General features: G+C 64.1%; 23 protein-coding genes and 1 pseudogene. 19 read left to right on the forward strand and 5 right to left on the reverse strand.

The window, feature by feature from the left end; all coding sequences use genetic code 11:
- Positions 1–12: 12 nt before the first annotated feature.
- The 9 genes from upp (at position 13) to rng (ending at position 8683) form a co-directional block, all read left to right on the forward strand.
- The gene (gene upp, locus VSR82_RS18570; protein ID WP_013088896.1) at positions 13–663 is read left to right on the forward strand and encodes a uracil phosphoribosyltransferase; all 651 of its coding nucleotides are present in this window, start codon (positions 13–15) and stop codon (positions 661–663) included.
- A gap of 602 nt (positions 664–1265) precedes the next feature.
- Entirely contained in the window at positions 1266–1994 is a 729-nt protein-coding gene (locus VSR82_RS18575; protein ID WP_368586198.1) for a YebC/PmpR family DNA-binding transcriptional regulator, read from the forward strand.
- Between the two features lie 104 nt (positions 1995–2098).
- Positions 2099–3382 carry a phosphoribosylamine--glycine ligase gene (gene purD / locus VSR82_RS18580; RefSeq protein WP_410850542.1) on the forward strand — a complete coding sequence of 428 codons (1284 nt, stop codon included), beginning with the start codon at positions 2099–2101 and terminating at the stop codon, positions 3380–3382.
- A 289-nt stretch (positions 3383–3671) separates the two neighbouring features.
- The gene (hemF, locus tag VSR82_RS18585) at positions 3672–4595 is read left to right on the forward strand and encodes an oxygen-dependent coproporphyrinogen oxidase (protein WP_368586200.1); all 924 of its coding nucleotides are present in this window, start codon (positions 3672–3674) and stop codon (positions 4593–4595) included.
- Positions 4596–4605: 10 nt separating this feature from the next.
- On the forward strand, positions 4606–5361 hold the full coding sequence (locus VSR82_RS18590) for a nicotinate-nucleotide adenylyltransferase (protein ID WP_429460429.1): 756 nt from the start codon (positions 4606–4608) through the stop codon (positions 5359–5361).
- 4 nt (positions 5362–5365) lie between these two features.
- Positions 5366–5815 carry a ribosome silencing factor gene (rsfS, locus tag VSR82_RS18595; RefSeq protein WP_410850543.1) on the forward strand — a complete coding sequence of 150 codons (450 nt, stop codon included), beginning with the start codon at positions 5366–5368 and terminating at the stop codon, positions 5813–5815.
- Positions 5816–5851: 36 nt separating this feature from the next.
- On the forward strand, positions 5852–6322 hold the full coding sequence (gene rlmH, locus VSR82_RS18600) for a 23S rRNA (pseudouridine(1915)-N(3))-methyltransferase RlmH (protein WP_368586202.1): 471 nt from the start codon (positions 5852–5854) through the stop codon (positions 6320–6322).
- Between the two features lie 252 nt (positions 6323–6574).
- On the forward strand, positions 6575–7204 hold the full coding sequence (locus tag VSR82_RS18605; RefSeq protein WP_429460432.1) for a Maf family protein: 630 nt from the start codon (positions 6575–6577) through the stop codon (positions 7202–7204).
- Positions 7205–7213: 9 nt separating this feature from the next.
- The gene (gene rng, locus VSR82_RS18610) at positions 7214–8683 is read left to right on the forward strand and encodes a ribonuclease G (RefSeq protein ID WP_368586204.1); all 1470 of its coding nucleotides are present in this window, start codon (positions 7214–7216) and stop codon (positions 8681–8683) included.
- A gap of 14 nt (positions 8684–8697) precedes the next feature.
- On the opposite strand, the gene VSR82_RS18615 is transcribed toward rng, so the two are convergent.
- Positions 8698–8916 carry a hypothetical protein gene (locus VSR82_RS18615; protein WP_429460436.1) on the reverse strand — a complete coding sequence of 73 codons (219 nt, stop codon included), beginning with the start codon at positions 8914–8916 and terminating at the stop codon, positions 8698–8700.
- A 413-nt stretch (positions 8917–9329) separates the two neighbouring features.
- Here VSR82_RS18615 and VSR82_RS18620 point away from each other — a divergent pair, with 413 nt between their 5' ends.
- On the forward strand, positions 9330–9728 hold the full coding sequence (locus VSR82_RS18620) for a VOC family protein (protein WP_429460438.1): 399 nt from the start codon (positions 9330–9332) through the stop codon (positions 9726–9728).
- A gap of 18 nt (positions 9729–9746) precedes the next feature.
- On the opposite strand, the gene VSR82_RS18625 is transcribed toward VSR82_RS18620, so the two are convergent.
- The gene (locus VSR82_RS18625) at positions 9747–10556 is read right to left on the reverse strand and encodes a mechanosensitive ion channel family protein (RefSeq protein WP_429460440.1); all 810 of its coding nucleotides are present in this window, start codon (positions 10554–10556) and stop codon (positions 9747–9749) included.
- Between the two features lie 146 nt (positions 10557–10702).
- Positions 10703–11203, reverse strand: coding sequence for a free L-methionine (R)-S-oxide reductase MsrC (locus tag VSR82_RS18630; RefSeq protein WP_429460442.1), 501 nt, complete (start codon positions 11201–11203; stop codon positions 10703–10705).
- A 247-nt stretch (positions 11204–11450) separates the two neighbouring features.
- Between VSR82_RS18630 and VSR82_RS18635 the strand changes: the two genes are divergently transcribed.
- Together VSR82_RS18635 and VSR82_RS18640 are read left to right on the forward strand one after the other, a co-directional pair.
- Positions 11451–11753, forward strand: coding sequence for a glycoside hydrolase family protein (locus VSR82_RS18635; protein ID WP_429460444.1), 303 nt, complete (start codon positions 11451–11453; stop codon positions 11751–11753).
- A 44-nt stretch (positions 11754–11797) separates the two neighbouring features.
- On the forward strand, positions 11798–12160 hold the full coding sequence (locus VSR82_RS18640; protein ID WP_429460446.1) for a hypothetical protein: 363 nt from the start codon (positions 11798–11800) through the stop codon (positions 12158–12160).
- Positions 12161–12197: 37 nt separating this feature from the next.
- On the opposite strand, the pseudogene VSR82_RS18645 reads toward VSR82_RS18640, so the two are convergent.
- A pseudogene (locus tag VSR82_RS18645) lies at positions 12198–12611 on the reverse strand (TOBE domain-containing protein); the annotation flags it as partial.
- Positions 12612–12768: 157 nt separating this feature from the next.
- Between VSR82_RS18645 and VSR82_RS18650 the strand changes: the two are divergent.
- From VSR82_RS18650 to VSR82_RS18670, 5 genes are all read left to right on the forward strand, one after another.
- The gene (locus VSR82_RS18650; protein ID WP_429460450.1) at positions 12769–14331 is read left to right on the forward strand and encodes an SH3 domain-containing protein; all 1563 of its coding nucleotides are present in this window, start codon (positions 12769–12771) and stop codon (positions 14329–14331) included.
- Positions 14332–14480: 149 nt separating this feature from the next.
- The gene (locus tag VSR82_RS18655; RefSeq protein WP_368586212.1) at positions 14481–14966 is read left to right on the forward strand and encodes a VOC family protein; all 486 of its coding nucleotides are present in this window, start codon (positions 14481–14483) and stop codon (positions 14964–14966) included.
- A 67-nt stretch (positions 14967–15033) separates the two neighbouring features.
- Entirely contained in the window at positions 15034–15507 is a 474-nt protein-coding gene (locus tag VSR82_RS18660; RefSeq protein ID WP_410850549.1) for a VOC family protein, read from the forward strand.
- Between the two features lie 91 nt (positions 15508–15598).
- Complete coding sequence (locus tag VSR82_RS18665; protein WP_410850550.1) at positions 15599–16819, forward strand: MFS transporter; 1221 nt, start codon at positions 15599–15601, stop codon at positions 16817–16819.
- A 593-nt stretch (positions 16820–17412) separates the two neighbouring features.
- On the forward strand, positions 17413–18270 hold the full coding sequence (locus VSR82_RS18670; RefSeq protein WP_429460453.1) for a FecR family protein: 858 nt from the start codon (positions 17413–17415) through the stop codon (positions 18268–18270).
- A gap of 3 nt (positions 18271–18273) precedes the next feature.
- On the opposite strand, the gene VSR82_RS18675 is transcribed toward VSR82_RS18670, so the two are convergent.
- Positions 18274–19206: a recombination-associated protein RdgC gene (locus VSR82_RS18675; RefSeq protein WP_176366918.1), complete on the reverse strand. Its 933-nt coding sequence runs from the start codon at positions 19204–19206 to the stop codon at positions 18274–18276.
- 193 nt (positions 19207–19399) lie between these two features.
- Here VSR82_RS18675 and VSR82_RS18680 point away from each other — a divergent pair, with 193 nt between their 5' ends.
- Together VSR82_RS18680 and VSR82_RS18685 are read left to right on the forward strand one after the other, a co-directional pair.
- Positions 19400–19966 (forward strand): ester cyclase, encoded by a 567-nt coding sequence (locus VSR82_RS18680; RefSeq protein WP_368586216.1) that lies wholly within the window; start codon positions 19400–19402, stop codon positions 19964–19966.
- 98 nt (positions 19967–20064) lie between these two features.
- On the forward strand, positions 20065–20391 hold the full coding sequence (locus VSR82_RS18685; protein WP_368586217.1) for a hypothetical protein: 327 nt from the start codon (positions 20065–20067) through the stop codon (positions 20389–20391).
- Positions 20392–20402 lie beyond the last annotated feature (11 nt).

The raw sequence follows: 20402 nt of genomic DNA on the forward strand, positions 1-20402 counted from the left end.
CGCGAGCCCGCCATGACCCAGGACAGCCGTTTCCCCAATCTTTTCATCCTCGATCACCCGCTGATCCAGCACAAGCTGTCGCACATGCGCGACCGGGACACGTCGACGCGCACGTTCCGCGAATTGCTGCGCGAAATCACGCTGCTGATGGGCTACGAAATCACCCGCAACCTGCCGATGACGACGCGCCGCATCACCACGCCGCTGGTCGAGATCGACGCGCCGGTGATCGCCGGCAAAAAGCTCGCGATCGTGCCGGTGCTGCGCGCGGGCGTCGGCATGTCGGACGGCCTGCTCGAGCTGGTGCCGTCGGCGCGCGTCGGCCACATCGGCGTGTATCGCGCGGAGGATCATCGGCCGGTCGAATACCTGGTGCGGCTGCCGGATCTCGAAGATCGCGTGTTCATTCTCTGCGATCCGATGGTCGCGACCGGCTACTCGGCCGTGCACGCAGTCGATGTGCTCAAGCGCCGCAACGTGGCCGCCGAGAACATCCTGTTCCTCGCACTCGTCGCCGCGCCGGAAGGCGTCCAGGTATTCCAGGACGCGCACCCGGACGTCAAGCTGTTCGTCGCGTCGCTCGATTCGCATCTGAACGAGCATGCGTACATCGTGCCGGGTCTGGGCGACGCGGGCGACCGGTTGTTCGGCACGAAGAACTGACGCGCAGGGGCCGGCAGGGTGGCCCGGCAGTGCCGCTGCCCTGAGGGCGGACCGCTTTCGACCCCATCCGGCCGTCCGATGGCACATCCGCGCCGCCTTAATTCATTTTCGCTTCGATTTCATTGCATTTGCGGCCGGTTTCGCGCCGCGGCCCCCTCTGCCGCACCCTCGCGGCGTGATAAAATTCGAATCCGCTCGATGAGCGGCTCGACCCGCACGATCACTCGCACCACCGTCTGCAATTTCGACCGGCGCCCCGCGCCTTCATCAGGTCATGCGGCGCCTGGCCGCGCAAGCTGCCCCGCTTCCATCGCGCCGCCGCACTGCGGCCCCGCTTGGGCCGCGGCTCATGTATGAACCGGCTCGAACGCCTACCGGCGGGCAAGCTGGGAACGACGCGCGGGAACGGCCGGGCTGAGATCGGCGGCAGGAGTGGCCGCCGACGGGCGAACATGAGCAACGAGCACGAGCGGCCGGCAGCCTTTCACCTGACGGTTTGGGATCGGGACACGACACGCGAGGCGCAACCCGCGAGGCGCCCGACATCGCAACGACAATTGCACTATGCGTGCGCCCCGCTGGCGCGCGCAACGGAGAAAAGTATGGCGGGTCATTCGAAATGGGCCAACATCAAGCATAAGAAAGCAGCGGCCGATGCCAAGCGCGGCAAGGTCTGGACGCGGCTCATCAAGGAAATCCAGGTTGCGGCCCGTCTGGGCGGCGGCGAAATCGACTCGAACCCGCGTCTGCGGCTCGCGGTCGACAAGGCGTACGACGCCAACATGCCGAAGGACAACATCAACCGCGCGATCCAGCGCGGTGTCGGCGGGGCGGACGGCGCGAACTACGAGGAAATCCGCTACGAAGGCTACGGCATCGGCGGCGCGGCGGTGATCGTCGACACGATGACCGACAACCGCACCCGCACGGTCGCGGAAGTGCGTCACGCGTTCTCGAAGAACGGCGGCAACATGGGCACGGACGGCTCGGTGTCGTTCATGTTCGATCACGTCGGCCAGTTCCTGTTCGCGCCCGGCACCGCCGAAGACGCGCTGATGGAAGCCGCGCTCGAAGCGGGCGCCGACGACGTCCAGACCAACGAGGACGGCAGTATCGAAGTGCTGTGCCCGCCGCACGATTTTTCGAAGGTGAAGGCTGCTCTCGAAGCCGCGGGCTTCAAGGCCGAACTGGCCGAAGTCACGATGAAGCCGCAGACCGAAGTCGAATTCACCGGCGACGACGCCGTGAAAATGCAGAAGCTGCTCGACGCGCTGGAAAATCTGGACGACGTGCAGGAAGTCTATACAAACGCGTCGATCGCCGGCGAGTGATGGCGCGCCGGGCCTTCGCATCGTTTGCCCTTGCTGTTGATGGTTTATTGCACGGCCGAGCACAGCGCTCGGCCGTTTATGGTTTTTAAGTCTCGGGGATTCACATGAAGTTACTCGTCGTCGGTTCCGGCGGTCGCGAACATGCGCTGGCATGGAAGCTCGCGCAATCGCCGCGGGTCCAGCTCGTCTACGTCGCGCCCGGCAACGGCGGCACCGCTCAGGATGAGCGTCTGCTCAACGTCGACATCACCGATCCGGCCGCACTCGCCGATTTCGTCGAAAAAGAACAGATCGCGTTCACGCTGGTCGGGCCGGAAGCGCCGCTCGCGGCAGGCATCGTCAACCTGTTCCGCTCGCGCGGTCTGAAGATCTTCGGGCCGACCAAAGAAGCCGCTCAGCTCGAAAGCTCGAAAGATTTCGCCAAGGCGTTCATGAAGCGCCACGGCATCCCGACGGCCGAGTACGAAACCTTCGCCGACGTCGCCGCCGCGCACGCGTATCTGGACGCCAAGGGCGCGCCCATCGTGATCAAGGCCGACGGCCTCGCCGCGGGCAAGGGCGTGGTGGTCGCGCAAACGCTGGAAGAAGCGCACGCCGCGGTCGACATGATGCTGTCGGACAACAAGCTCGGCGACGCCGGCGCGCGCGTCGTGATCGAGGAGTTCCTCGCCGGCGAGGAAGCGAGCTTCATCGTGATGGTCGACGGCAAGCACGTGCTCGCGCTCGCGTCGAGCCAGGATCACAAGCGTCTGCTCGACGGCGACCAGGGCCCGAACACGGGCGGCATGGGCGCCTACTCGCCCGCGCCGATCGTCACGCCGCAGCTGCATGCGCGTGTGATGCGCGAAATCATCCTGCCGACGGTGCGCGGCATGGAAAAGGAAGGCATCCGCTACACCGGCTTCCTGTACGCGGGCCTGATGATCGACGCACAAGGCAACCCGAAGACGCTCGAATTCAACTGCCGGATGGGCGACCCCGAAACGCAGCCGATCATGGCGCGTCTGAAGGGCGACTTTTCGAAAGTGGTCGAACACGCGATCGCCGGCACCCTCGACACCGTCGAACTCGAATGGGACCGCCGCACCGCGCTCGGCGTCGTGCTCGCCGCGCACAACTATCCGGACACGCCGAGGAAGGGCGACCGCATCAACGGCATTCCCGCCGAAACCGCGGATTCGGTCACGTTCCACGCCGGCACCACGCTGACGGACGGCAAGCTGACCACCTCGGGCGGGCGCGTGCTGTGCGTCGTCGGTCTGGCGGATTCGGTGCGCACCGCGCAGGCGGCCGCGTATCACACGATCAACCAGATCGCGTTCGACGGCATGCAATACCGCCGTGACATCGGCTATCGCGCGCTCAATCGCAAGCACGACGGCAAATAAGCGCTACCGCCGGGCGCCGTGCGAGCGGCGCCCGCGCGCGACAGCGCGCCGCGGGCGCGCGACGCGACGCGCGCTACACTGCATTTTTCGCGCTCGTCGCAACAGACGGACACGGAGCCCGCGGATCGACCGGAGCGGCAAGCCGCCTCGCCCATCCGCCTCCCGGCTTCCGTGCAAGCCGAATGCGCGATCCGGGCGTCCCGGCAGCCAACCCGGCGCGAACGCAGCCGTCGCCCTCTTTCGAAGAACCCGCGGCACGACGAGCGTGCCGCCCTCAGAACCTGCATTCATGAGCAATTCGAGCTACGACGCACAAGCCGTGCGCAGCTGGCTGCAAGGCCTGCAATCGCACATCGCCGACACGCTGGGCGCCTTCGACGGCACCGCTTTCGCGACCGACGCATGGCAGCGCGGCCCCGGCGAAAAGCTGCGCGGCGGCGGCGTCACGCGGATTCTCGAAGGCGGCCAGTTCTTCGAGCGCGCCGGCATCGGCTTCTCGGACGTCGCCGGCGACGCGCTGCCGGGCTCGGCGAGCGCCGCGCGGCCGCAATTGGCCGGGCGCGGTTTCGAGGCGATGGGCGTGTCGCTCGTGCTGCACCCGCTTAATCCGCACTGCCCGACCGTTCACATGAACGTGCGCCTGCTCATTGCGACCAGGGAAGGCGAAGAGCCGGTGTTCTGGTTCGGCGGCGGCATGGATCTGACGCCCTACTACGGCTACGAAGAGGACGCGCGGCATTTCCATCAGGTGTGCCGCGACGCGCTCGCGCCGTATGGCGCAGACCTGTACCCGAGCTTCAAGCGCTGGTGCGACGAGTATTTCTTCCTGAAGCACCGCAACGAGGCGCGCGGCATCGGCGGGATTTTCTTCGACGATTTCTCGGCGCCGGGCTTCGAGCAATCGTTCGCGATGCTCAAAAGCGTCGGCGAAGGCTTTCTCAAGGCGTACCTGCCGATCATCGAGCGGCGCCGCAATACGCCCTACGGCGAAGCCGAACGCGCGTTCCAGGCCTACCGGCGCGGGCGCTACGTCGAGTTCAATCTGGTCTTCGACCGTGGCACACTATTTGGGCTGCAGAGCGGCGGACGCACCGAATCGATCCTGATGTCGATGCCGCCCGTGGTGAACTGGCGCTACAACTGGCACCCCGAGCCGGGCACGCCGGAAGCTCGCTTGTACAGCGATTTCCTCGTGCCGCGCGAGTGGGTGTGACGCGCCACCCGTGTCGCTTACGGTCACGACAAAGGATCCTCACCTGAAGCCGAACGCTCACCCTGTCGCGCTGCCCCGCCGGATTGGTCTTCTGGGCGGCACTTTCGATCCGATCCACGACGGCCATCTCGCGCTCGCGCGGCGGTTCGCCGACGTGCTGCGGCTGACCGAACTGGTGCTGCTGCCGGCCGGCCAGCCGTGGCAGAAAGCCGACGTATCGCCCGCCGAACATCGACTCGCAATGACGCGCGCGGCGGCCGCGTCGCTCGCGATCCCCGGCGTGACGGTGCGCGTCGCGACCGACGAGATCGAGCATGAAGGCGCGACCTACACGGTCGACACGCTGGAACGCTGGCGCGAGCGCGAAGGCGACGACGCATCGATCACGCTGCTGATCGGCGCGGATCAACTGGTTCATCTCGACACGTGGCGCGACTGGCGGCGCCTGTTCGAGCTTGCGCATATCGGCGCGGCCACGCGGCCCGGCTTCGACCTCGCGTCGGTGGCCCCCGCGGTGGCCACGGAAATCGCCGCGCGCCGTGCGAAAGCCGAGGTGCTGCAGGCCACGCCCTGCGGCCATCTGCTGATCGACACGACGCTCGCGTTCAACGTTTCGGCCACCGACATTCGCGCGCATCTGCGCGAGCAGGTCAACCAGCGGCTCGTCCACGCGGGTGCGAGCGACGCCGCCCAGGATCAGGCCACGAGTCACGTCCCCGCCGCGGTGTGGGACTATATTCTTCAACATCATCTGTACCACCGGTAACTCCATGGATATTCGCAAACTGCAGCGCGTAATCGTCGACGCTCTCGAAGACGTCAAGGCGCAAGACATCAAAGTGTTCAACACCAGCCACCTGACCTCGCTGTTCGATCGCGTGATCGTCGCGAGTGGCACGTCGAACCGGCAAACCAAGGCGCTCGCGTCGAGCGTGCGCGAAGGCGTGAAGGAAGCCGGCGGCGAGATCGTCAGCACCGAGGGCGAGGACATCGGCGAATGGGTGCTGGTCGATTGCGGCGACGCGATCGTCCACATCCTGCAGCCGGCGCTGCGCCAGTACTACAACCTCGAGGAAATCTGGGGTGACAAGCCGGTGCGCATCAAGCTGTCTACGCCGAGTCCGTTCGGCGGCGCGCGCGCAAGCGAGCCCGACGACGAGGAAGAAGAGGAAGCGCCCGCCGCGAAGCCAGCGCGCAAGACCACCGCGCGCCGCAAGTAAGCGAACCGTGTCAGGCGCACCGCCACTTTCCTTGCAATGAAACTGCATATCCTCGCCGTCGGCCACAAGATGCCGGACTGGATCGCGACCGGCTTCGACGAATACGCGAAGCGCATGCCGCCCGAGCTGCGCATCGAGCTGCGCGAGATCAAACCGGAGCAGCGCTCGTCGGGCCGTTCCGCCGAAAGCGTGATGGCCGCCGAGCGGCAGAAGATCGAAGCCGCGTTGCCGAAGAACGCGCGCATCGTCGCGCTCGACGAACGCGGCAAGGACTGGACCACGATGCAGCTTGCGGGCGCGTTGCCGGGCTGGCAACAGGACGGCCGCGACGTGGCCTTTCTGATCGGCGGCGCGGACGGTCTCGATCCCGAGCTGAAGGCGCGCGCCGATATGATGCTGCGCGTGTCGAGCCTCACGCTGCCGCACGCGATGGTGCGCGTGCTGCTGGCCGAGCAGCTTTACCGTGCGTGGAGCATCACGCAAAATCACCCGTATCATCGCGCGTGAGGGCTGGAGCCAGCGCGGCGACGCCTGGCAACCGTTCGTTGTTGATGGCACGTCGCCAGTGCTCTGCTCCTACGTTTAAGCGTATTGCCACCACTTCATGCGATGATGCGCCCGACGCGCTGTGCATCTATGCCATGAATGGATTCAGCGCATCGATTGCGTCGCCGAATCTAGCTCGCCCCGCCCACTCTTCCAAGCCATCCGCTTTCACCTCCCGCACGCCATCCGTTTCCGCTCCATCGAGACCCGTTCATGCCCACGCCCTCCGCTTCGCTGCATCCGTTCGTCTACCTCGCCTCGCAAAGTCCGCGCCGCCAGGAGCTGCTGCAACAGCTCGGCGTGCGTTTCGAATTGCTGCTGCCGCGCCCCGACGAAGACGCCGAAGCGCTCGAAGCCGAACGGCCCGGCGAACACGCGCGCGACTACGTGCAGCGCGTATGCGTCGCGAAAGCGCATGCGGCGCGCGCGCGTCTCGTGGCCGCTGGCCACGCGGTGCGGCCGATCCTCGTCGCCGACACCACCGTGACGATCGACGACGCGATTCTCGGCAAGCCCATCGACGCCGACGATGCGGTCGCGATGCTCACGCGCCTCGCGGGCCGCACGCACGAAGTGCTGACCGCGCTCGCCGTCATCGATGCCGACGGCGTGCTGCTGCCCGCGGCGTTGTCGGTGTCGAAGGTGCGTTTTGCTGCAGTGCACGCGGACGCGTTGCGTCGTTATGCGGCGAGCGGTGAGCCGCTCGGCAAGGCAGGAGCGTATGGCGTGCAGGGACGCGCGGCGGAGTTTATCGAGCATATAGACGGGTCCTATTCGGGTATCATGGGTTTGCCGCTCTTTGAAACCGCTGCCCTCCTGCGTGCAGCGCGCATCGACTTCTAGAACAACACCATGAATGAAGAAATCCTGATCAATGTCACGCCGCAGGAAACGCGCGTCGCGCTCGTTCAACAGGGCGCCGTCCAGGAACTTCATGTCGAACGAACGCTGTCGCGCGGGCGCGTCGGCAATGTCTATCTCGGCAAGGTCGTGCGCGTGCTGCCGGGCATGCAATCGGCGTTCATCGACATCGGCCTCGAACGCGCCGCGTTCCTTCACGTCGCCGACATCTGGCATCCGCGCATCGCCGGCGAAGCACAACACCAGGCACCGCATCAGCCGATCGAAAAGATCGTCTTCGAAGGTCAGACGCTGATGGTGCAGGTCGTCAAGGACCCGATCGGCACGAAGGGCGCGCGGCTGTCCACGCAAGTGAGCATCGCCGGGCGCACGCTCGTTTATCTGCCGCAGGAACCGCACATCGGCATTTCGCAGAAGATCGAAAGCGAAGCCGAGCGCGAGGCCGTGCGCGCGCGCCTGACCGCCGTGCTGCCCGCCGACGAGAAAGGCGGCTACATCGTGCGCACGATCGCCGAGGATGCGACGAGCGAAGAACTCGCCGCCGACGTCGCGTATCTGCGCAAGACGTGGGCGACGATTCTGTCGCAGGCGCAGCGCATGCCGCCCACCAGCCTGCTCTACCAGGATCTGAATCTCGCGCAGCGCGTGCTGCGCGATTTCGTCAACGATGAAACGTCGCGCATTCAGGTCGATTCACGCGAAACGCATCAGATGCTCGCCGATTTCGCGACCGAGTTCACGCCGGCGGTATCGTCGAAGCTGCACCACTACACCGGCGAGCGGCCGCTATTCGATCTGTACAACATCGAGGCCGAGATTCAGCGCGCGCTGTCGCGTCGCGTGGACCTGAAGTCGGGCGGCTACCTCGTGATCGACCAGACCGAGGCGATGACGACGATCGATGTGAACACCGGCGGTTACGTCGGCGCGCGCAACTTCGACGACACGATCTTCAAGACCAACCTCGAGGCCGCGCATACGATCGCGCGGCAACTGCGGCTGCGCAACCTGGGCGGCGTGATCATCATCGATTTCATCGATATGGAAAACGTCGAGCATCGCGATCAGGTGCTAGGAGAATTGAAGAAGGCGTTGTCGCGCGATCGCACGCGGGTGACCGTCAACGGCTTCTCGCAGCTCGGGCTCGTCGAGATGACACGCAAGCGTACGCGTGAGTCGCTCGCGCATGTGCTGTGCGAACCGTGCCCGGTTTGCCAGGGCAAGGGGCAAGTGAAGACCGCGCGCACGGTGTGTTATGACGTGTTGCGCGAGATTTTGCGCGAGTCACGGCAGTTCAATCCGCGCGAGTTTCGCGTGGTCGCTTCGCAGCAGGTGATCGATCTGTTTCTCGAGGAAGAATCGCAGCATCTGGCGATGCTGATCGATTTCATCGGCAAGCCGGTGTCGTTGCAGGTGGAGTCGAATTTGAGTCAGGAGCAGTACGATATTGTGCTGATGTAGGTATTGGCCCCGGATCAGGCCGGATCATTAATACCGCGCAAAGAATCAATCTCGACTGTGCCGCCCATCGCGTCGGGCGGCTCGTCATTGTCACCACCGCCGGATAGAATCGAAAGGTGGTCTGGGCGCAGTGCCTGGATCGCCTTCTTGATTTTGTTGTCATATCGATGGTCATTCGGATCGAGGTGGGCAGTACGGCCGGATTTCCTGTTCGCCAGGAGCGCCGCCTGCACCCGAAGCTTGCCGCTTTGACACGACTGCGATCACATCGCCGCTTTCGACGGCGGACTGTAGCGCACGGATCAACTGCTCCGGCGCAGGACCACTCGCAGACCCGCGGCCGCGTACATTTCGCATGAAGCCGGTGAGCTGCGCTAGCTGGCGTGCGTCGCGGGTATACGTAGCAGAAGGCTGGAGACAGCGCGATAGAACCGAAAACAATCGATGACGTTCTTGTTCGCTGGTCGATCACGCGGAACCAATAAAGCGTCGCCATGCGCGCGTCGAAGCGCCCTGGAGTCCAGACAGATTCGGCATGAGCCGGCCCGCCGCTTTTGGAAGAACACCTTGGCGGTTGAGTGCGGAAATGCCTGTTGCAACGAGTCGAACGTATAAACTCAGCGCAACTTCCAGAGGGAGACATCTGATGCAGCTTCTCGATCACGTATCGATCGGCGTTCCCGACATCGACGCAGCCCGCCCTTTCTACGACGCCATCATGACAGCTCTCGGCGCGCGCAAAGTGTTCGACCGTCCCACCGCGTTAGGCTACGGCGAGCGTTGCACGATCGACGAAACCTCATCGACCTATTTGGCCGTGTATCTCGATCCAAATGAAATAACAGAAAACAAACGTCACTGGTGCTTCAAAGCCCCGTCCCGCGCGCACGTCGATGCATTCTTCAAAGCGGGACTCTCGAGTGGCGGCAAATCCGACGGCCAACCTGGCGCGAGGCCCCACTATCACTCCGGCTACTACGCGGCATTTCTGATCGACCCGGCCGGCAATCGCGTTGAGGCCGTATGCCATGCCGCGAAACCCTAATCCCGAACATCTCCAGGCCTAAGCCGCCACCTCACATCCCGCCTGCTCCAACACGGCCTGCGCCCGGTCATGCAGATCACCGCCAGCCAACGACGCATCCGGCGACCTGACCCACGCAGCGATCCTTAACGTCGCGCCGCCATCGGCCGGATAATCCGCAACCGAAACCACCGGCGCAAGCGTCGAACCGCTCAGCACACGCGGCTCGTCGGCCACGAGTTTCTGCAGTTGCCCGATCGCCGCATCCACGTCCTTGCGCTGCGCGAGTTCCACATCGACCTCGATGCGCTGCGTGCCGCCACAACTGTAGTTGATCACCGGATTGCTCCAGATCTGGCTATTCGGCACGAACACGATGTTGCCGTCGCCGCGCTCGATCCGCGTCGTGAAGAGCCCCACCTCGCGCACGATGCCAGCCGCGGCGCCGCTGCCTTCGATCACGTCGCCGACGCGAAACGGTCGCAGCAACAGCAGCATCATGCCGGCCGCGATGTTCTGCAACGTACCTTGCAGCGCGAGGCCGATCGCGAGGCCAGCCGCGCCTAGCACGGCCAATACGCTCGCGGTCGCGATGCCGACTTCGCCGAGCGCCGCAATGAAGGCGAGCACGCGCACGGCCCACGTGCCCATCGCGGCGAGCATCGGCGCGAGGGTCGGGTCCGCGTGCGTGCGTGCGAGCGCCTTCGCGAACATCGCACCGACGCGGTTCGACAACCACCAGCCGACCACGAGGACCAGCACGGCAATCGCGATATGAACGACGTCGTGTGTCAGCGTGACGAGCAGTGACGGCTGAAGATGAAAGAAACGGTAGAGGGAGTCGTTCATCGTCGGCGTGATTCGCTTGATCGATACCGATGCAGGGCAAGCACGACGCGTTCCTGTCCATCCGTCGCAAGATGCGGTACGCGGCTTGCTAACCGCAGGTCGATCTCGCTTCAGTGCTGCGCGTCGCGCTCGGCGCGATTCGCAAACTACACGCCGCGAGGCAGCGCTGCCTCGATGAACACCGCGCACAACGCTTCCATGCCCTTCGCGTCCTCCTCGTCGAAGCACGCGACGACTGGGCTATCGACATCCCACACGCCGATCAGCGTGCCGTCGGGCGCGACCAGCGGCACGACGATTTCCGATTGAGACGCCGAATCGCACGCGATATGACCGGGAAACTCGTGCACGTCGCGCACGACCTGGGTCTGACGGGTTTGCGCGGCCGTACCGCAGACGCCCTTGCCGAGTGCAATGCGTACGCACGCGGGCTTGCCCTGGAACGGGCCGACCACCAGTTCGCGGCCGTCGTGAAAGTAAAAGCCGGCCCAGTTCAGATCGCTCAACGAATGAAAGACGAACGACGCAAAGTTCGCGGCGTTGGCGATCCAGTCCGTTTCGCCGGCCAGGAGCGCGCGCGCCTGCGCAACCAGTTCTTCATATTGCGCGGCTTTCGGCAGATGCGAGGTGGAGGAAACTTCGAACATGACGGTGTCCGTGATCAGAGCGGGATGGTAAACGGCAAAGTTTAAAGCAAGCGCAATCCCCGCGCGCGGATGCCGACCGCGGTGACGCGCGCCTCTCGTCTACGGTCGCGCCCCTTCAGTTCTCAATTTGCCCTTTTTACGTTCTATCTTAATATTATAAATAACTTATTTCGCATTATTTTAATTCAAACTGATTTTTGCGAGTTATATTTTGTTATATTACCCACTCTAGGCAGCAGTTAAAGCCGTGGTAACGCAGTACGAATTGACTCAGGCACAGTTCGATGCTGCCGTGTCTTTTGCTTTTAACTCGTCACGCCAGAACAGACGCGACGCGCTAGGTCCCGCAAATACCGGAGACATAACAGCCGTTGCAGAAAAAATGATGCTCAATGTGATGATTACCCCGCGCGATGGCAATGGCCCAAAGATCGGTCCTGCGAAGAGAAGCCGGGGACTAACGAGCCGCCGCCAACGAGAATCCGCGCCCTTCCGGCAGTCCGCACAATGCCAGGCCACAAGTTTTTTGCATATGTGGCTCTCACACTGACCGCCTCGGTAAGCGTGTGCGCGACGCAAACACCGCACGCGACGATGAATGATTTCGTCGGCAATTGGGTCGTGACCGATGTAGTTGACTACGCCGATATTTCTGGTGGCATCCCCGAAGCAAAACGGATTCTCGGCATGACGATCGCAATTACGCCGCACTCCATGAGCTTCGACAGTGAAACCTGCAAGCCGAACAAAGGTTTTACCGTCAAACGAATCGACACGCTTTCGGCGTTGAAGAATCAGTTCGGGCTTCGCGCGAATGAAACCGGATTGCCCGCTACAACCGTTGTCGTAGATAGCGACAATTGTTTTGCGGTTTTCCGAATGGACGCTCACAGGATCGTTTTTGGATGGGACGGCATCATCGTTCGCGCGCTGCCGGGATCAGTGAGAACTCGCTGAGTACCCGTCCCAGAGGCCCGGGCCTGCTACTGATCGACCCGATAATCACGCTCGACGCCTTGAAAATCGCCGTCGCCGTCTTGCCGCTCGCGAGACCAAGACGCTCGACACTGTCGTTCGTGATGATCGCCGCGATCTGTGCGCCGCCTGCACCGATCGTCACTTCCGAATTGACCGCGCCCTTCGTCACGGCCGCGACGGTCCCTTCGATACAGTTGCGCGCCGACACCTGGTGCTTCGCGACATCGACCATCACTATCACCGACGATGCCTTCACGAGCGAAAACGCCTGCTTGCCCGCCGCGAGCCCGAGCGACTTCGCGCTGCCGTGCGTGATGATCGCGACGATCTCGAGACCGTCCGACGTGCGCAGCGTGACTTCGTCGTTGACGGCGCCGTGCGTGACGTCGGTGATTTCGCCGCTGAACTGATTGCGTGCGCTGGTTTTCATAGCGTGCTCCCTGTTGATTGAAGCGCGTGGCAACGCGCCAGTGGACGGACAAAGCGAGTGTAGCGGATGCCGCGCGCGCCGCCCCGAACATCCGATGCGCCGCGGATATCGCCGACACCGTATCATCGTGGCCTTGCACCTCATACGCCGAATCTTTATGTCAGTCGCCGTTCTCTCCCGTCGTGCCTGCCGCACCGCCATGGTATGCGCCGCCGTCACGATGCTCGTCGCGTGCGGCACGCTAGCACCGCCGCATCGCACGCAAGCGTTCGTCGACAACGTCACGCTGTTTCCACTCGCCAATTACGACCAGAACGTCGATCACTGGCTCGATCCGAACAGCCCCGACTACGACCGGCCGTTTCTCAGCGCTGCCGAGCAGCGCGCACATTTCGACGCGCTGTTCGCGCGCTACTTCGGCACAGGCGAGAACGCGCCGTCGCCATGGAATCCCGCCTGGGTGACCGCACGCGTGTTTCGCGAGCAGGGCGAGGACATTGCCGCACTGCAACAGCGCCGCATCGACAAGTTCGACAACACCGGCAAGCATGGCAGCGTCATCGGTTACGGCGAAAACTTCCGGCCGCACGACAAGGCGTGGATCGAGGCGATCGCGCGCAACATCAACGTCGCGCAGTTCACGCAAGCGCCGGCGTATCAGCCCGAGCGGCGCGCGATCGCGACCGGCAACCTGATGGTGCGCGAGCTGCCGACCACCGATCCGTCGTTCTATGACCGTCACCTGGCCGGCGAAGGCTATCCGTTCGACAACCTGCAGATCTCGGCGGTCCGGCCCGGTACGCCGCTCTATGTGCTCGGCAGCAGCGTCGACGGTGCATGGCATTACGTGCAGACACCCGACGTGCAGGGCTGGGTGCGCAGCGACGGCGTCGCGTTCGCCGACGATCGTTTCATCGATCAATGGCGCGCGGCGGCGGGCAAGTCGCTGGGAGCGGTGATCGTCGCATCGGCGGCGGTCAACGACAGCCGCGGCGTGTTCCGCTTCAACGCGCCGGCCGGGACGATGCTGCCTCTGCTGACGGGCGCCTCGGCATCGCCGGCGGCGAGCAGCACCAACGCGGGCACGCTTCAGTTCCTCGTTCCCGCGCGCGACGTCGACGGCCGCGCGCTGATCCGCACCGCGTCGCTCGACGCCACGCAGATCACGCCGATGCCGCTCGCCGCGACGCCGCGCCATCTCGCGATGCTGTTAAAGGCGCTGATCGGCCGGCCGTACGGCTGGGGCAATAGCGGCTTGTACAACGACTGTTCGTCGGAACTGCAAAGCATCTTCGCCGCGTTCGGCGTGTGGCTGCCGCGCCATTCGTCGACGCAGATGAGCGCCGGCCGCATGGTCGATCTGTCGGACTCGACGCCCGCCGAGCGGCTCGACTATCTGGCGCGGCATGGCGTGCCGCTGCGCACGCTGATCTACATCGGCGGCCACGTGATGCTGTACCTCGGCAACACGACGCGCAACGACGCCACGGTCCCCGTCGTCTATCAGGACGTATGGGGCCTGCGTCCGGCCGACAACAGCCGGCGCGCGGTGATCGGCGGCTCGGTAATCCTGCCGCTCGACGAGCGCATCGCCGAGGACGCGACGCTGCAGTCGCTCGCCGCGACGCGGACCTTCCAGATCAGCATCCTCGGCGCACCGGCCGGCAGCGCGGCGCCCACGTCCGCGCCACCAGCGGACGAGGAGAATCCGGCGGGGTAAATCGCGAGGGCGGGTCGCCCTCGCCCGGGCCCAAAAATATTTTTCCCGGAGTGTCGATCCAACGGTCACAAACTCGTCGTAACGTTGAAGACCCAGCTCACGCAGCCGGTCTTTCCACTGAGGAACCGTTACTTCAAGGAGTCACCGTCATGTCCAGCGCCGCAGTCAAACCGATCCCGGAAGGGATGCACTCGCTCACGCCGTACCTGATCTGCAAGAACGCCGCCGAAGCGATCGCGTTCTACACGAAAGCCTTCAACGCCGTCGAACAGGTCCGTCTGCCGGGCCCCGACGGCAAGGTGATGCACGCGACCCTGAAAATCGGCGACTCGATGCTGATGCTGACCGACGAATGGCCCGAGCACCAAACCTTCGGCCCGAACACGCTGAAGGGCACGCCGGTCACGATTCATCACTACGTACCGGACGTCGACGCGAGTTTCAAACAGGCGGTCGACGCCGGCGCGACCGTCACGATGCCCGTCACCGATATGTTCTGGGGCGACCGCTACGGCCAGGTCAAAGACCCGTTCGGCCACAGCTGGTCGCTCGCGACGCACAAGCGCGACCTGAGCACCGAGGAAATCCAGAAGGCGATGGCCGAGATGGATTGTTCGTCGCAAGAGAAGAAGTGAGCTGAAGGTGGGCGTCGGGCGAACGCACGCCCGGCCCCACCGACACCCGTCCCGAAGGAGCAACGTCATGCAGAAAATCGCGCCGTGCCTGTGGTTCGACGGCAATGCGGAAGAAGCCGCGGAGTTCTACACGTCGGTGTTTCCGGCCTCGCGCATCGCCACTACGCTGCACTCCACGGACGCCGGCCCTGGACCGGCAGGCGAGGTCGTCGCCATCACATTCGAAATCGAAGGCCAGGAGTTCATGGTGCTGAACGGTGGCCCGCAATATAAATTCACGCCGGCCATCTCGCTGATGGTTCACTGCGACTCGCAGGAAGAAATCGACCACTACTGGTCGAAGCTGCTCGACGGCGGCGAGCCGGTGGCGTGCGGCTGGCTGCGGGACCGCTTCGGCGTGTCGTGGCAGATCACACCCAACGTTCTGCTGCGGATGCTGCGCGATCCGGATCGCGCAAAGGCAAGCCGCGTGATGGCGCAGATGATGAAGATGGTCAAGCTCGATATCGCGCCGCTGGAACAGGCGTATCGCGGCGAGTAGGACGGCGTCAGCAGCGAGCGCGCCGCCTTCCCCCGCTTGCGCGATCTTTTGATAGGATCGGTCTCGACCCCAACACGGCGAGACATCCACGGTGCGCGTCAACCATCAGGCGTTCTTCTGCTCGCTGTTCATCGCGCGTCTCGCCGATCAGATCCTGCTCTTTCTGGTGCCGCTCGTCGTCTATCAAACGACGCGCCAGGTCTCGTGGTCCGGCCTCGCGTTCTTTATCGAAACGCTGCCGCGCTACCTCGTGTTCCCATTCTTTGGCGCGCTGTGCGACCGCTTCCCACCGCTACGTCTGATGCGACTGAGCCAGGCAGTGCGCGCGCTCGCGTGCTTCGGCGGTATCGCCGCGTATGCGCTGTTCGGCGGCATCGGCTGGCTGATCGCGCTGTCGGCCGCGTGCGGTGTGCTGACGAGCCAGGGGCTCGTCGCGCGCGAGGTGATGCTGCCGCAGATCTTCAGCACGCAACAGATCCAGAAGGTGCTCGCGTATTCGCAACTGGCCGATCAGCTCGGCTTCGTGCTCGGGCCGATGCTCGCCGCGCTGCTGCTCGGTGTGTGGCGTTGGGAATGGGTGGTCGCCGCGACCGGCGTGCTGTTTCTGTTTGCCGACGCGGCGCTGTTCGTCTGGCAGCGACTGAGCGGTTTTCGCGCGCCCTCGCCCGGGTCCGCTCAATCGCTCGCGCCTGCCGCTCACTGGAGCACGCCGCTGCGCATCGCGCTCAATCACGTGTGGACGCTTCCGGGTTTGAAAAAGGTCATCATGCTCGCGGCCGCGGAGAACCTCGTGATCGGCGTCACGCTCGCGACATCGGCGGCGATGGTGACGGGCTTGCATGCGCAATCCAATCGCTACTACGCAGCTTTGCAAACGGCCGGCGCGGTCGCCACGGTGCTGGTGCTGCTGACGGTGGCGCGCGCCGGCTGGCCCGCGCGCGTGCTCGGTCTCGTCGCGTTCGTGACGATCTGCGCGGGCGGCGTGATCGCGGGCGCGAGCGCATCGCCGTGGGGCTATGCGTTGGGCTTTCTGCTGATCGTCGGCTTCGACAAGATGTTCAACGTCTACATTCGCAGCGCGCGTTTGCAGATCATTCCGCCCGAGGACTACGGCAAGACGATCGGCGTCGCGATTTTGCTGAACAATCTGACGCAGCCGCTCGCTGGCCTGCTGGTCGGCGTGTTCTCCGCTCGTACGCAAACGGGCCCACTGATCGTCGCGCTGTCGCTGACGATGGGCGGCATCGGCGCCGCGGTATCGATCGGCTCGGCGCTGCTGCGGCGCAAGCGCGCGTGGGCGCTCGAAGACTGACAGCGCTTCGACCCACGACGACACACGCGCCAAGTTACCCACAGATTTTGTTGGCAAATCTGTGCATAACTTCCCGGAAAAAGCCGCAAGCCTTTGATACGGCTGTCGTTTTTTCGTCTGCATCGAAGGTGCGGCAGCGCACGGAGTTTTACCGGGGTTCATGGTCGAACGGAAGCCATGATGCGTGACAGGTCGAAACGCAACCGGGAGCGCGCCCGCGCGCTGGACGGCGACGATCCGCGTGACCCAGCGAATAGTTTCAGCCGGCTTCACACACCAGTCAGCTAAACCCGGCACACTGTAATTCATGACGAAAAGGCTACGTTCGCTTGCGGCGCAATTAGCGGTACTTCACGCGAAACATTCATGAGAAAGTAAAGCCACATGCATAGCGTAGTTTTTTTGTATCGGTGACAATGTGTCTACCAGACCTGAAATTACCGAGTGCGCGCGCAATTCCAATGTGAACTCAGGTTCACATTCAATCGAAAATGGTCAATTCAATAGACATAAATTGTCAAATGTGATTTTCAAAATTGAATTGATAAATCACATCTGTCAATTGCGTTCAGAATGAAGCACATTTAATCAAAATGCTTCGCGAGTCGAATACGGAAAGACGAGCCAATCATGAATTGCGGCGCGAAGCCGGCACCGCGCTACGCGAAGACGCGGGGGTTGCCGGCATTTCGACGGGACGGCGACGCGCGCTGAAGGCGCTGTCGTGGCTCGCAATCGCCACGTCCGCTGGCTGGGTCGCGAGCCGCCCGCCGTGGCGCACTTGGACCGCCGACTTCCGCACCGCGACCGGCGAACTGCACGACCTACTGCTCGCGGACGGCTCCCAGATCACGCTGGCCAGCGCGAGCGCGATCGACGTTGCGTTCAAAGCGAACGTTCGGCGCATTCATCTGCTTGAAGGGGAAATCATGGTGCGGCCCGTGAGCGATGTCCGCGGCGCCGCAGGCACGCGGACGACTCATCCGCCTCTACTCGTGCAGACGGCCGAAGGCGTCGTCGAAGCGCGTGGCGCGCAGTTCAGTGTGCAGCAACGGGATGGTTTCACGCGCGTGGCCGCGTTTCGCGGCGACGCGCTGGTGACGCCGGCAGCAACCGCGGCGCTGATGCTGACGCAGGGCCAATGTTGCAGGTTCACGCGCGACGGCATCGCGGCACCGCTCACGCTCGACCCACGCGAGGCGATGTGGACACGTGGCCTGCTCTACGCGAACGACACGCGTATCGCGGACCTCGTCGATGAACTCGCGCGCTATCGCGCCGGCGTATTGCGCTGTACCGACGACGTCGCCGATCTGCGCGTGTCGGGCATTTATCAGCTCACCGATAGCGACGCGACGCTCGCGCTGCTGCAGCGGATCTACCCGATCCATCTGCGCTCGATCACGCCTTACTGGACTCTCGTCGAAGCGCTCGACAGCGCGAGAGTCTGACGCTCAAGCCGCCACGGCCTGCGGCAACGCGAACCCTTGCTCGCCCTGCTCGCCGCCGAGCGCATCGATCAGATCGCGCAGCATGCGGTCGAGTTCGGCCGTCATCAGCGCGACGTCGGAATCGAAGCGTTCGTCGTCGTTCTGCGCGGTCGGGTCGCTCGCTTCCTTGAGCACGTCGAGCGGCGCGATGCGCTTGATCGTCAGCGACGGCGTCAGCACGAACGACACGCGATCGTTCCACGTCATCGCCAGCCGCATGCATTGCTTGCCCGCCTCGATGTGGCGGCGCATGTCTTCGGCGTCGAGCGCGTGTCCGACATAGCGGACCGTCGCGTTGCCTTCGGCGGGCGAACGCAGCTCGGTGTCCTGATCGAGCGTGAAACCCGCCGGCGCGTCGCCGTCGAGCAGCCAGCCGGTCATCGCCGCGACCGGCGACTGCGCGACGCGCACCGTCATCAGCGGCAACTGGTCGATCGACTTGACGAGCAGACCGCGCACATCGTCGGCGAGCGCCTGCGACGCCGCGTCGATCACGAGCCAGCCATTCGTGCAATCGATCCACACGCGCGTATCGCGGCGGATGCTGAACGCGCGCGGGCGCAACTCGTCGGTGACCTGCTCCTTCAGGTCGCGCATCTGCTTGCGGCCCGGCTTGAAGCCCTGCTGCTCCTCGAGCTCGGCCGCGCGCTCGCGCGTGATCTGGGTGACCACCGACGCGGGCAGCAGCTTCTTCTCGGCCCGGAACGTCAGCAGCATCTGACCGTTCATTGCGTAGACGAGCGAGTCGCCGTCGCGCGGCGGCGCCCAGCCCTGGGCCTGCATCTCGACGCTCTGGCCGGGCGCGAACGCGTACGGCGCGAGCCACTTCTGCATCTGTTCAGGGGTGACGGACCACGGAGCGGGCAGACGGTGTAGCTGAAGGTTTTTGAACCACATGAGCGAAGTCGGATTTAGGCAAAGCGCAGCATTTTATCCGACGGGAACCAGCCGGGGCGTTCTGGCAGACGCGAACATGGAGGTGAGGTATTTTCAATTAAAAAATGAGAATCCTTCCATCGACAGGCCAATTATCAAACGCGACCGATGCCAGCAAACTGCGTTTCATCAACTCACTTCCAAGGAGCGCATCATGAGCAACGCTACGATTTCCCGTCTTGCCCGTCAGGCTCTCGTCGCCGTCAGCGTTGCCGGTGCGCTCGGCGCACAGGCTGCGGATTCCGCGCCAAGCGCCAACGACGCCACGCTGCCCACGCCGCACCATCTGGCCGTCGACAGCACTTCCCCGCAAGGCGCCGCAGTCGTGCTCGCTGCGCGCCGCTACGCCGGGTTCTGGAACACGGGCGACGAAGCGTATGCGCGGCTCGCGCTGTCGCCCGAGTTCATCGACCGGACGCTGCCGGACGGCCGCCCGCAGGGCCCGAACGGTCCGCTGGAAGCGTCGAAGGGATTCCGCGCGGCGGTGCCCGACCTGCACGCGGACATCGACGATCTCGTCGTCGCCGGCGACCGCGCGTCGGTGCATCTGCACTTTCGTGGCCACTTCACGGGCGAGTTTCAGAACCGGAAGGGCAACGGCCAGGCCGTCGACTTCCAGGCGTTCGATCTGTATCGCGTGCAGGATGGCCGGATCGTCGAAAACTGGCACCTCGAGGACAATCTGACGGTGCTGAAGCAGCTCGGCGCGATCAAACCGTAGTCCAAGCCGTCACGGTTTGGCCGTAGCCGCGCGCCCCGCGCGTTTTGGCGGCAAATCACCTAGACTTTTGGACAGGACAGACCCAGACGGAGGCGGTCATGGCCGACCAAACCGCAAGTTGGCAGACGGTGCAATACGAGGGCTTCGAGATACACGTGTCGCCCGTCGAGAAGGACCCGCCCGACCCGGCGCACGCCGCCGATTCGGCCGCGCATAAGAGCCGCTACACGTATCTCGGCTACGTCTGCCATCCGGGCGCCAATCCTCAGCTTCCCGGCCATGCGGTGCCGTTTCACGCGGACGGTGAAGAGAGCTTCGCGAGCCTCGACGACGCGCTATACGAAGCGGTGCACGTGGGGCGCAGCATTATCGACGGCACGCATCCGGACCTGACGGTGCTGCCGCTCGTGACAGGCGGCGTTTGACAGGCGTCGTA

It is taken from the genome of Burkholderia sp. JPY481, from assembly GCF_038900515.1.
Lineage (GTDB): Bacteria > Pseudomonadota > Gammaproteobacteria > Burkholderiales > Burkholderiaceae > Paraburkholderia > Paraburkholderia youngii.